General features: G+C 44.8%; 10 protein-coding genes. 3 read left to right on the top strand and 7 right to left on the bottom strand.

Going from position 1 to position 12,920, the window contains the following annotated elements; translation table 11 throughout:
* Window positions 1-38 precede the first annotated feature (38 nt).
* The gene (locus FEM33_RS16155; RefSeq protein WP_139013041.1) at window positions 39-1,049 is read left to right on the top strand and encodes an FAD:protein FMN transferase; all 1,011 of its coding nucleotides are present in this window, start codon (window positions 39-41) and stop codon (window positions 1,047-1,049) included.
* 8 nt (window positions 1,050-1,057) lie between these two features.
* On the opposite strand, the gene FEM33_RS16150 is transcribed toward FEM33_RS16155, so the two are convergent.
* From FEM33_RS16150 to FEM33_RS16140, 3 genes are read right to left on the bottom strand one after another with little or no spacing between them, the layout of a single operon-like run.
* Complete coding sequence (locus tag FEM33_RS16150; RefSeq protein WP_139013040.1) at window positions 1,058-3,253, bottom strand: PepSY domain-containing protein; 2,196 nt, start codon at window positions 3,251-3,253, stop codon at window positions 1,058-1,060.
* Between the two features lie 15 nt (window positions 3,254-3,268).
* Window positions 3,269-3,763: a DUF2271 domain-containing protein gene (locus FEM33_RS16145; protein WP_139013039.1), complete on the bottom strand. Its 495-nt coding sequence runs from the start codon at window positions 3,761-3,763 to the stop codon at window positions 3,269-3,271.
* Between the two features lie 5 nt (window positions 3,764-3,768).
* Window positions 3,769-5,241: an ankyrin repeat domain-containing protein gene (locus FEM33_RS16140; RefSeq protein WP_139013038.1), complete on the bottom strand. Its 1,473-nt coding sequence runs from the start codon at window positions 5,239-5,241 to the stop codon at window positions 3,769-3,771.
* Window positions 5,242-5,640: 399 nt separating this feature from the next.
* Between FEM33_RS16140 and FEM33_RS16135 the strand changes: the two genes are divergently transcribed.
* Both FEM33_RS16135 and FEM33_RS16130 read left to right on the top strand, forming a co-directional pair.
* On the top strand, window positions 5,641-6,216 hold the full coding sequence (locus FEM33_RS16135) for a dihydrofolate reductase family protein (protein WP_139013037.1): 576 nt from the start codon (window positions 5,641-5,643) through the stop codon (window positions 6,214-6,216).
* Window positions 6,217-6,466: 250 nt separating this feature from the next.
* Window positions 6,467-7,045: a porin family protein gene (locus FEM33_RS16130; RefSeq protein ID WP_139013036.1), complete on the top strand. Its 579-nt coding sequence runs from the start codon at window positions 6,467-6,469 to the stop codon at window positions 7,043-7,045.
* Between the two features lie 120 nt (window positions 7,046-7,165).
* Here the strand turns inward: FEM33_RS16130 and FEM33_RS16125 are convergent, their stop codons facing one another.
* The 4 genes from FEM33_RS16125 to FEM33_RS16110 all read right to left on the bottom strand — a co-directional run bounded on the left by FEM33_RS16125 (window position 7,166) and on the right by FEM33_RS16110 (window position 12,727).
* Window positions 7,166-7,543, bottom strand: a complete 378-nt coding sequence (locus tag FEM33_RS16125; protein ID WP_229214270.1) for a DMT family protein — start codon at window positions 7,541-7,543, stop codon at window positions 7,166-7,168.
* 113 nt (window positions 7,544-7,656) lie between these two features.
* Window positions 7,657-8,778: a DUF418 domain-containing protein gene (locus FEM33_RS16120; RefSeq protein WP_139013035.1), complete on the bottom strand. Its 1,122-nt coding sequence runs from the start codon at window positions 8,776-8,778 to the stop codon at window positions 7,657-7,659.
* A 570-nt stretch (window positions 8,779-9,348) separates the two neighbouring features.
* Window positions 9,349-10,299, bottom strand: coding sequence for a DUF4249 domain-containing protein (locus FEM33_RS16115; protein WP_161597156.1), 951 nt, complete (start codon window positions 10,297-10,299; stop codon window positions 9,349-9,351).
* A gap of 31 nt (window positions 10,300-10,330) precedes the next feature.
* Complete coding sequence (locus FEM33_RS16110; protein WP_139013033.1) at window positions 10,331-12,727, bottom strand: TonB-dependent receptor; 2,397 nt, start codon at window positions 12,725-12,727, stop codon at window positions 10,331-10,333.
* Window positions 12,728-12,920 lie beyond the last annotated feature (193 nt).

The raw sequence follows: 12,920 nt of genomic DNA, 5'->3' as shown, positions 1-12,920 counted from the left end.
TTCCGGCTTTTTCGTTTTTACAGCATACAGTCTGATCCATGAAAACCATTCTGACGCTTTTTCTTGTCTTCCTTACATGCATTGCAACGGCGCAGGTGCTGCGGAAAAGAACGACCATGCTCATGGGCGGACGGTTTGACATCACGATTGTGGCCCCTGATTCGGCTTCTGCTGAAATGAACATTGATACCGTCATCGCCGAAATTACACGCATTGAAAACCTCATTTCCGACTGGAAGCCTTCATCACAGGTTTCACAGGTGAATGCAAATGCCGGCATCCGGCCTGTAAAAGTGGATAAAGAGGTTTTTGAGCTGACCGAAAGGGCGCTGGAACTTTCGGAGCTGACAAACGGAGCCTTTGACATCAGCTTTGCCGCAATGGAGCGTATCTGGAAATTTGACGGTTCCATGACTGCTTTGCCGTCGCCGGAAGCCGTAAAAAAATCTGTTGAAAAAGTGGGTTATAAAAATGTCATTCTGGACAAAGCACGTTCCACCATTTTCCTGAAACGGAAAGGCATGAAAATCGGCTTCGGCGCGTTGGGAGAAGGTTATGCAACCGATCGGTGCCGGGATATGATGCTGAAAAAAGGCATTAAAGCGGGTATTGTGAATGCTTCCGGCGATATGAGTGCGTGGGGAAAGCAGCCGGACGGCAGCGACTGGATGATCGGTATCAACGATCCGCAGCATTCAGGTGAACTTTTTGCGGTTGTGCCGCTCCGGCAGGGCGCTGTTGTGACTTCGGGCAGTTACGAAAAATTTGTCATTCTTAACGGCAGGCGTTATTCGCATATCATCAATCCGGCCACCGGCTATCCGGCCACCGGACTGATGAGTGTGACTGTTTTTGGTCCCGGTGCGGAAAAAGCGAACGGGTTCAGCACATCTTTAATGGTTTTGGGCAAAAAAGCCGGTTTGGCGCTGATCAACCGTTTTCCGGATTACAGCTGCGTCATGATCACCGACGACGAAAAGGTATTTACTTCCGCAAACTTCGATATATCCGAATACAGATACTCTGAACAGCCGGAAACAAAAGAGTAACTTTCAATTTAATAACAGTCCATCAAGACCTGACTCCGGGACTGGAAATAACTGACGCTTTTTTCAAGATGTTTCTGACAGATTTCTTCCAGCAACGCGACTACATTATTCTGCATGGAAAGCGATCCGCAGAGCATTATGACACCTTCTCTTGATAAAACATCCATAAGAAAGGCTTCGTCTCTGGCCAGTAAATCCCTTACATACTGCTTTTCGCCTTCGCGTGAAAAGGCCACATGCAGGCTGCTCAACTTTTTGTCAGCCAGATTCCGGTCCAGTGCATTTTTATATAAAGCAAAAGAAGCCTCATTCCGGAAGCCGCAGTAAAGGTGACAATCCGTATATACAGGCTGCTGATCAATCATCCCCAGAAACGGCGCAATGCCCGTTCCGTTCGAAATCATGACAACAGTGCCTGCGTTTTCGGGAAAATGGAAATGTGCATTGCTGTCGATACGCGCATCAATCGTTTCGCCAAGCTGCAAACCGTAAAGATACTCCGAGCCCAGTCCGTTCACGTGCAGTTTTACGCTGAGCTGCACATCATTTCCAACTTTGCCGACCGAATAAAGGCGTTCGCGGTGATCGTCCGCAGGATAAATGGCGAGCAAGTCGCCGGAGGTAAAATCAAGTTGCTTTTCAGGCCGCATCCGGATTAAAAACGCTTCTTCTGCATTGGAAACAGTGGTTTTACTGATAACCGTCAACGCATGCGGCCGATGCAGCCTGGGCGTCACCAATCCCGCTGAAACAATCAGCGGAACATCTGCATGCTGCGACCAGTTCGCTGCCCAGTGACTGAATTCGTCGGGCGATTTATCATTTACAGTATGAATTTCCAGCATAGGAACGGCCCACTGCTGTTTGGCAAACAGATTGTCCACTTCAAAAGCGTATTTGCAAAAATCCGGATAACTGTGCGATCCGAATCCTACCACGGAAAAACGGACTGGCTGCGGCTGCGGATTTCTTTCAAGCAGTGTTTCAAACCTGGAAGCATTTGTCGGCGCATTGCCCAGGCCGTAGGTCGCCGTCATTACAATCATATGCGTTGCTTTCGGAAAAGCGGTATAATTGTCCATTTCGGTTACATAAGCAGCTTTTCCCGAGCTGACCAGCTGCTCGTGAATGGCACTGGCGAAGCGGAACGTACTGCCGTTTTCAGAGCCGACGAGTATTATAAATTCACTTTCATCCGCTGTGTATTTGTTTTTTACGCGGTTTGCACGCCGCTTCAACGTAATCGTAAAGCCGGAATAAATGAAGAAAAGAATATTTGCCGAAGCAACGGCCAGCACAACCGCCCAGGCTGCATTGGTCCGGCCTGTGTGCAGGTCGAGGCTCAGATTGGTGAGCAGCACCGCAGCCGGATATTTCACTTCGCCCAGGATTTCACCCGTGATCTGATTAACCGTAATTTCCCGGTCGCTGAGTTTCAAAGTATAATAATCTTCCGGATCTTCAGAAAACGGAAACTCTACAGATTGGACTTCGGAAAGGCTGACACGCCTGAAAACATCAAACTGATCCGGGCTTTTTACGGGTTCGGACTTGATTTCATTAAAATCGATTTCGTTTGAAAATTCCGGTGTGCTGATCAGCCCGAAACGGGCGAGAGAGAGGTAAGTGCCCGTGAGTGCAATGATAATGATCGGAATGAGTGAAAGCCGGCCGAGCACCACATGATAATACTGCGCAAAATTGTTGCGTACAATGCGTGTAAAGAAGCGCTTCAGTCCGCGTTGCCGCTGAATGATCAGGATGGTTCCCGAAACAGCAATCATCAACAACAGAAATGCCGTGATACCGATAAAAAACCGGCCGGTTTCATGCAGGAAAAGCGAGCGGTGCAATGCCGTTACCCATTCAAAAAATCCGGATTTTGGCTGCGGTGTTCCAAGGATTCTGCCCGTTTCCGGATCCACAAGGGCCAGCAGGTTTTTACCGTCTGCATCGCTTCCTTTAATCTGTACAAACTGATTGGCATCCACGGTAAGTTCGCTGATACCCGGATATTGTTTCCGAAGCAAAGGGAGCGATTGTGCAAGGTTTATTTCATTGAAACGATCAGACCGGTAAGGCTGGATTTTTTCGGAAATCGGCTGAAAGGACAGCACAATGCCGGTTACGGATGCGAGTGTCAGCAAAAGAAAAGAAGATACAGCCAATGCCAGATGGCTGTATCTCCATATCGAAATAGTCATAAGAAACGTGGAGCGTTAGTTGGGGCTGAACCGGACGTAGCGGATGAATCCGGTACCCTCGCTCTTGCCGGAAAGTGCTTCGGTGGTCAGCGGAATTTCCAGGTCCTTTACATAATAGTTTTTGTCTTCCACCGCGCTTTCAAAACGAAGTTTGTAGCCTGCATTGATTTTGGCGCTTTCAATTTCCAGCACGTTTACGCTGCGGTCGCCGCCGGTTACCGAAGCACCCGTAATGGCACTGATGTTGACCGGCTTTTTGGATTGGAACTTGTGCCATTCTTTCAGGCTGTTGTACCATTTCTTATCCTGGCCCATGACGTACAAAGTCTTGTCGTAAGCGTTTTTGGGATTAATCAGCGACACAACGATGTAAGCACCTTCGCCCATGTAGTTGGTCATCTGGATCATGCATTTGTACTTGCTGGTACCGGCTGTCTGGGCGATGGAAGAAGCAGGCCGTGCAAAGGTCAGTACCATGAAAACCAGCACCGTTTTAATTAGATCGGACATGAAAATTATTTCAGGAAATTAACAGTTACATTGTTTTTCGACAGTGATTCGTTTTCACCGGCAAGGTCAAAAGCAGTTTCTTCAAAGTTGGTCACAATATCTTTTTTAGCACCGATGGAAATCAGGTATTTCAGCATGGTATCATCTTTGGAAATCATGGCGGCTTTGTGCAGCGCAGTCAGGCCTTCCTTGTTTTTGCTGTTGATATCGATGGAGTAGCCTTCCAGTCTTTTTACAAGCGAAAGGTCATTTTTTGCAACGGCCAGGTGATACAGCGTATTTCCGTTGCTTTGCGGCTCCGTCAGTTTGAAACCTTTATCCTGAAGAACTTTCAGTTTGGCATCAAAATCAGCAGCTTTCTGCGGACTGTAAGACTGTACAAGGTAATAGGCCAGATTGTCGCCATTTTTATCAGTGGTTTTCATATCGGCACCTTTACGGATCAGATAGTCAACGACTTCCGGGGAATTGCTGCGAACGGCCATGGCCAGCGCCGAAACGCCCTTCTGATTTTTCAGATTGATATCTTTCACTTTGGAAGCAAGCATTCCGAGCACTGCGGTGTCGGCATTGGAAGCTGCTGCATTCATGAACACCGTATTTCCATCTTCATCCGCCTGATTTACATCCACGCCTTTGCCCAGAAAATACCAGATGATTTCAGCCTGTTTGGGTTTGCGAACGATGGAATGCAAGGCATTTTCACCGTTTTTGCCCGTAAAATCCGGCCTGATGTTCAGGCTTTCAAGGTATTGGTACACTTCAATGGGGTTGGCACCGCGGCGCGTTCCCTGCGCCGCCATCAGCATGGCATTTCCGTTGGCCGGAACGCCCTTTTGCAAAAGTGTTTTGAGCACTTCTATATTTCCGCCTCTTGCCGCATAGCTGAATGCATTGTTGCCGGCTGCGTCTGTACTTTTCAGATCAAGTCCTTTGGAAATGAAGTAGTTGGTTAGCGTAAGGTCTTTATCATTGGCAACCGCCAGCAGCAGCGCATTTGCCCCGTCGTGGTTAAGGTCCTTTTTCAGGTCGGCGCCATGCGCTAGGCAGATATCATAAATTTTTGTATTGAGCTGACCGCCGCCGGCTGCAAAATTGAGCGGGGTAGCGCCGTGACTGTCGATTACATCGGCTTTTGCTCCTTTTGAAACCAGATACTCCATGATTTCGGCATTACCGCGATTGGCTGCCCAATGCAGATAAGTACGGCCGTCGTGTGTCAGTTTATCAACCGTATTGCCGGGCTGCGTGAGAAGAAATTCAATCGTTTCTCTTGGTGCCTGCGCATTGATCGCCATCACAACGGGATCAAAGCTCATCGGGTTCAGTTGTGCAGGGTTGCTGCCTTTCTGAATTTCCGCTTTGACTGCATTTACATCCGGAGAAGATTTCCAGAAGGACTGATCCAATAATGCATTTTGCTGTGCATGAACAGCAAAGGAAAGTAATGTAGAAACGGCGATTAAGAGTTTTTTCATAAAAACATAGTTATGGAGATGCCCGTTACCTGCGACATTTTCATGAAACTTCAAGTAACATCACAAACTTAATAATAACTAGTCTAAATAATGATAGTTTTTTAAAATGTCTGATTGAATTCTTTTGAAAATTTACAGTGCCGGAAACAGTACCGAATGGCTGTTTTGAGATGCCGTCATCTATTTGAAACGTTCCAAGGTTGCAGTTTTGTGAAGTAAATCTCATGTATTTGGTACTTGTAAGCTTGAAGCATGTATTTTTCGTTGCTGATTTATTTAATGCAGGATTCGGCGTTCCGGAAGCTTTTCAGATTGTCCTGAACGCCCCCTTTTTAAGTTCTGCTGACAACCCGTTTGTACGGGACCGGCATTTTACATTTGTAAAAAAATCATGGAAATATGAGAAAGTTAAAACTTCAGGTACAGATGACCGTTGACGGTTACATTGCAGGCCCAAACGGTGAAATGGATTGGCTGGTGATGGATTGGGATGAAGAACTTAAAAATTATGTACAGGAAATTACAGATCCTGTGGATTGCATTGTGCTGGGTCGAAAACTGGCTGAGGGTTTTATTCCTTACTGGGGCAGTGTGGCTGAAAATCCGGAAGACCCGCAGTTTGAAGCCGGCCAAAAATTTACGGATACACATAAAGTCGTTTTTACAAGAACGCTGGAAAAATCGGAATGGAACAATACGGTTCTGGCAGAAAATGAACTTTCTGAAGAAATTAACCGGCTGAAAAGTCAGGACGGAAATGATATCATTGCTTACGGCGGAGCTGCTTTTGTTTCGTCTCTAATCAAGCAGGAATTGATTGATGAATTTCATCTGTTTATCAATCCGGCTGCCATTGGAAAAGGAATGAGCATTTTCAATGAATTGGATTCCCGGCAAAAGCTGAATTTAATTAAATCCACTTCGTTTGATTGTGGAATTGTGGTTTTGTATTATGAGCTGAACCGCGATAAATAATGAATGAAAAGTTGGGTTTCACAATTCCCTTATAACCGAATAAAGCAGCTTTTGAAACTGAATATTAAATTTGAAATGGGTAGAATTCACAATTTGCTTGATTAGAAAAAGTTTAGAATTGGAATAGGATCAGCAGGAATGATTTAAATGGTATGGTATTTGAACGTATACATACGGCAGGTTATCAGATCAGTCATTCTGGTTTCATGTCGATCATGAACTTATCATTAATCCATTTACCGTCCAAATCATGAAAAAAATTCTGGTTACCCTTTTTTTAGTAACAGCTGCACAATTTTCCTTTGCCCAGAAGTTTAGTCTGGGTCCGAAAGCAGGTTTGAACATCAGCAATTATTCCGGTGGGAATATTGAATCCGATGCATTGGTCGGGTACCATCTTGGCGGTTTGCTGAATTACGGTTTCGGCAATGTTTTTTCCATTCAGCCCGAAGTTTTATTTTCAACGCAGGGCGCAAAAGTCCAGAACAATGGCAATAAAGCGGATTTCAAAATCAGTTATCTGACTATTCCGGTAATGTTTAAATTCAAAACAAACGGTGGCTTTTATGCGGAGTTCGGACCGCAGGTCGGTTTCAGGACTTCTTCGGATGTTCCGGATCAGACGATTAACAATTTTGCTAAAAACCTGGACCTTTCCGGCGCAGTGGGTATTGGTTACCAAACCAAAATAGGGCTTGGAGTCGGTGTCCGTTATATTGCCGGAATTTCCAAAGTAGGGGATTTTTCCGGTCAGAACCTTAACCCTGATTTTAAAAACAGTGTCATTCAGGCCAGCGTATTCTGGGCTATTCCGTTCGTCGGCAATTGATTTGAAATAGCAGGATTTAATAATTTTATATTAACAACAAATGCCGTCCGGATTTCGGACGGCATTTGTGTTGAAATACAGTTTGGTATTTTCTTCTGTGAGCAGTTGTAATTCGTTTTGTCAGGCTTTGAAAATAAAATAAACGGCTCCGACCAGTAACGCAAATCCGATCAGGTGATTAATATTTAAAGACGTGCCTTTGAAGAAAGTCAGAGAGAATATGACGAACACGATCAGCGTAATCACTTCCTGAATTATTTTCAGTTGTACCAGTGAAAACGGGCCTCCGGTTTCTGAAGAGCCGATCCGGTTTGCAGGAACCTGAAAGCAGTATTCAAAGAAAGCCAGTCCCCAACTGACCAGAATAATAGTCCACAATGGTGTGGCGCTATGTCCGTTTTCCTTGCCGAAAAATTTCAGGTGTCCATACCATGCAACGGTCATGAAAGCATTGGAAAGAATCAGTAATCCGATGGTAAGCAGGTATTTGTTCATCATAGAATTTAGTTTAACAATTATAAGTCAGGTGTTGCATGACAAGCAGATAATTCCGTGCCATGCCGATGCAGGCCATCCATGGCATCAGCACGAATGAGCATCGGCAAAAACGCCTATTTGGGTGGTGCAGCAAGTGAAGTCAGTGAACGCCAGATCCATTCTACCGGCCCAAACCGGAACCTGGATAACCAGATATTCGCGAAAAATATCTGGCCGGAAAAGAAAAGCAAAGTAATGGCCATGGCGCCTGGCAAACCCATTTCCATGCCGTCATAAAGATTATAATACAGCTGGAAAAAAATGGACTGCATGAGATAAGCCGTAAGCCCGATCCTGCCCAATGGTATTAACCAGCTCAGGGATTTCATCAGCTTGGTCTGATAATATAATAATGTCAAGGCGGAAACATACAGGCAGGAAAGTGAAATATTCTGCAGGGCAAAACAGATAACCTGCAGTATTTTGTCGGCGGAATGTCCCGGCAGGTCAATCGTAAATTTACCGATTGTAAGTACAGTAAGCGTAATCAGGAAAATGCAGCAGCTAAAAATAACTACTTTTTTTAACAGGTTCTGCTTGGCAGAAATGTTGCTGAACAAATTGATTTTTCCAGCATAAAGTCCAAGTACAAACATGGAGCTGGTGGTGAAAAGTCTGCCGGTAAATATGTAATAACCCAGTTTATTCGGGAGCGGAATGCCAAGGTTTTTCATGCTGATGATGGCACCCCAGATTTCTTCCCTGAATATGATACAGGGTATACTTCCCAAAAACAGCATAATGCCGAGTGCAAGCATATTCCGGCTAGAAAAATCACGGCAAAAAATCAGTATCAAACCAATAACGGCGTAAACCTGAAGAATGTCCGATTCAAAAAAAAGCGTGTGAAAAGTCCCGATGGCCAGCAGAATAACCAGCCGCCAGATGTAAAGCCGGATAAACGGAATTTGTTTCCGAATGGCACTCTGATGCATTACATAAAAGCTCCATCCAAACAGCAGCGAAAAAATAATAAAGAACTTGTCCTCAATCAGGAATTCCACCGAACTTTTAACAAATCTGTTTTTGGGCCCAAGCTCAAGAAGCCCCATGGTGGTATGATTCAGAAATTTTTGCAGCGAATGAATCAGTAAAATACCAAACAATGCAAATCCGCGAAGTACATCGACAACCTGTATACGCTGGTAATGATTTTCAGTAGTTAATATTGGTCCTTTCTGTAATTTTTTTGTCATATCAGCTCGTTTCGGAAGACGTGGCCTGTAAAGTAGTTACAGGAATGACTATGGAATCATGCCGTTCTTCGCTAATCAATTAATTCTGGTCTGATCCGGTTTTCAAGGGCCGGTTTTAAAATTTGATTTTATGATATATTTTGCTTTTGCAAGTAAAATAGGATGTAATAAAACTAAAAAAGTTAATCTGTGCAGATTAACATTTGCAGAACCCGGCATGGCAAGCTGATGTTTGAATTTCTGCAAATGGCTTTTTATAAAGGATTAAAATAGTATGGTTTTTAAAAGCGATGTGTCAACCAAATCATTGAGAACGATTTTCTAAATCTGAACAATTGGTTGAATAGCAACCGAATATTATTTCCTGAAACTACAATGCCTGCAATAAACAAGGGTTAAATATGGCTTTTAAAATGCAAATAACGGGCTGAAATTCGGTAAAGTGGCCATATTGATAAATGGAACAGGCAAAAGCTTCCTGAAATTACAACTTTATTAAACGGCTGTTTTGGTTGTAGTTCTGAACAGGAATTTTTCTGAATTGCCCGTTTGTCAGTCTGAAAATGTCATTCAAAAATCGGGATTTGCCGTTTTTCCGCTGCTGTTAAAAGCGCCGAAACAGCCCAGGCCGCCTTCTATATTACTGTAAATCAAAGTAGGTTCAACAAACGGGTTATCCTGAAAATCCGTGTTTGCCAGTGAGCGGTAAAACTTGTAATAATTTTCATCAATGTGCAGTACTTCCAGGCGGACTTCGCTGATTTTGGGATTTGTATAAAATGATTTTTTCACTCCGTCTTTATCCTGATAAGTAAATTCAGTATTTGGCTGCAGATAAATTTTGCTTTCCGGAATGTTGAAAGTAATTCCGTCCAGATTGATATCATTGTAAATATTTTTTTCTCCGAAATACAATTGTAATTTATTGATGGAGCGAAACGGAACGGCATCATTTGTTTCATTGTCGAAACGGAGTGTAGTCTGCTCTAAAACGGAATAGCCGCGGATGTCGTAGTAGTTGCTTTCACCTTTTATGTCTTCCCAAGAAAGTTTGATGGAAGCAAGTGAATCCGTTCCGAAACCGGAATAGATTTTTTCAACGGTAAAGCTTTTGATCACCGGCGATTTTACCGGAACGGTGCAGGTGGCCTTCACAAATCTTTTTCCGTCATCGACCGTCAATGTATAGGTTTTCCCGGCCACAATCCTGAATGCGGTTGTATCGGCCATATAATTGAATGCCGAATCCTGGAACATCAGCTGAACGCGGTTTTGTCCGTCTGACAAAAATACCTGCGCATTTTTTACAAATTCAGGATTGTAGGTTGCAGGTCCGAACAAAGGCTGCGACTGCGTTATGACCGCCTCCAGTCGGGGCGATTGGGGCGAAATGTAGCATTCCACGGCCAGCCTGGATTCGGTTTTCGGAAGTTTATCCTGATCCAGATCGTTGACCAGACTTTCACAACCGGACAGGAAAGTAAGGCATGCGATCAGCAGCACCGCAATTCTGCTATTCATATGTTTGGAAGCATTCATTAATTCAGGGCGATCAGAATTTGAAGTTGTAACTGAATGAAGGGAGTACGGGAAAAAGCGAATATCGTGTCAGCACGTTAATCCTTTGATTGGGATTGTTCTTGTCCTCTTTGCTGTCTATGTTATAGAAAAACGGGTTTCGGCGGTTATATGCATTGAACAGTCCGAACTCCCATGTTCTTTCATGCCTTTTTTTCTTTTTGTGAAACTGGATCGCAAGGTCCATGCGGTGATATGCTTCGGCGCGGAAGGCATTTTTCCTGCCGTATTCATTCGTGACATTTCCGTAGCTGTACGAATAACCGTAAGGGTTCGGAACAAAACTGTTGCCAAAGGTCGAAAACTTGGAAACCGGGATTGTAAGTGCGTTTCCGGTTCCGTAAACCCACGTCGCCGAAAGCGTAATGCGCGGACTCAGTTCATAAATCCCGACTACGGAAATGTCATGACGGCGGTCGTAGCGCGGATAGAACGTTTCGCCAAAGTTCAGTTCCGGAAATTTCCATTTGGTCCATGACAAGGTATAGCCGATCCATCCCGACAATTTGCCCGTTTTCTTCTGCACCATAAATTCGGCGCCGTAAGACCAGCCTTTCCCGATTGTCACATTGTCTTCCCAGTTCAGTTCATTGGCGTTTTCTCCGTTCAGACTGATAAAGGAAGACCCTTCACGGTAACTGATGATATTGTCCATTCTTTTATAATAACCTTCCAGCGTCAGCGCAAGTCCGGGCTTTGCAAGATCTTTGGCAAAACCGAACGCAGCCTGACTGGATTGTTGCGGAGCTACCCGGTCCGTTGTCGGAACCCAGAGGTCCGTAGGCAGTCCAAGCCCGGTATTGCTCAGCAGATGCACATACTGGTTCATTTTGGCATAAGAAGCTTTCATGGAAAAATCTTTGGCGAGCGTAAGGGCGGCAGAAAACCTCGGCTCCGGCCTTACATACACTTTTGATCTGGTTTCAAACAAACTCAGCCTGAAACCGGCATTTACTTTCAAAGCCGTAAAAGGCTGCCAGGTATCTTCTGCATACACGCCGGCTTCCATTGTATTGATGGGTTTGGCCTGCAATTCGATTTCACTTTCCGAAAAATCGCCGTCCAGCCCGAGTGCGGATGGAATAAAACGGTGCGCTATGGCCTGTGCACCGAACCTGATGCTGTGTTTTGAACTGGGATAATAATCAAAATCCGTTTTCAGGCTGAAATCGCGGATGAGGCTGTTGTATTTCAAACTGAATTCCTCTATAACTTCGCCTTTGTCAAATTCCTTGTCATTGGAAAAAATACGGAAATTGAAATGGCTGTAAATGAAAGAAGTATTGACAAACAGTTTTTGGTTGATCAGATGGTTCCAGCGGAGCGTTGCCGTGGCATTGCCCCAGTTCAGGCCCGACCTGTTTTCGCTGTTTTCGCTTTTTTCCCGGATACTGAATTTATCCTGACCGAAATAACCGCTGACATACAGTTTGTTTCTGGCGCCAAAATCGTAGTTCACTTTGGCATTCAGGTCATAAAAGAAATAGCCCGGCTTTACTTTGCTGTTGTTGCCGATTTGCTGCTGCGCAATCAGCGGAGCTGCAAGAACGTCAATGTATGTACGTCGCGCAGAAACCAGAAAAGACGATTTTTTACCGGCCAGCGGGCCTTCCAGCGTCAGTCTTGAGGAAATCAGCCCGATACCGCCTTCGCCATGCAGTTTCTCTTTGCTGCCTTCTTTCATGTTCATTTCCACGACCGACGACAGCCGTCCGCCATAACGCGCAGGAAATCCGCCTTTTGTCAGTTCAACGCTTTTCAGCGCATCGCTGTTGAATACGGAGAAAAAACCGAAAAGATGGCTTGCATTGTAAACCACGGCATCATCCAGAATAATCAGGTTCTGGTCCGGACCGCCGCCGCGTACGTACAGACCTGTTTGTCCTTCGGTGCCTTTCTGGACGCCGGGCATCAGCTGCAATACACGGATCACATCTTTTTCGCCAAAAAAAGCGGGTATTTTCTTGATCTGGGAAACAGGAACTTCAATCTGGCTCATCTGCACGGATTCGCTCACTTTTTCATTTTGTCTTGTACCGGAAACAATCACTTCATCCAGCTGATTTACAGAAGAAAGCATAATGTCCATCTGCTGATCTGCCGCGGATGCAATGCGTACATCCTGTTTTTCATAACCTACAAAGGAATACGTCACAAAAATGGAATCGGATTTCGGAACGGTAACAGAGTAAAATCCATACGTGTTCGTCACCGTCCCGATGGCGGAATTGCGGATGTAAACATTTACGCCCGGCAACAGTTCGAGGCTGCCTTTTTCCCGTACAAACCCGCTTATGGTGATTTGCTGCTGCGCAAAACCCTGAAAACAAGCACACAGGCAAAATAAAAGCTGATAAAGCAATTTGTGCATACTTCGAGCGTAAGTTAAAACCTGTTAACGTTTGGTTACATTTCGTGGTATATTCCTGATGTAATATATAGTAACCGGCAGAAAATGCTTTCTGCAACTTATTATAAGGCGCTGGCAATGCATCGGAAATACGGTCAGGTCTGTTATTTCCGGACTTGATTTCAGGCAGGAATTTCAATGCTTTAAAGCGCAT

This window comes from Dyadobacter flavalbus, assembly GCF_006149045.1.
Classification (GTDB): Bacteria; Bacteroidota; Bacteroidia; order Cytophagales; family Spirosomataceae; genus Dyadobacter; species Dyadobacter flavalbus.
The sequence above is the reverse complement of the archived record's forward strand: the minus strand, read 5'-3'. Positions and strand labels throughout refer to the sequence as shown.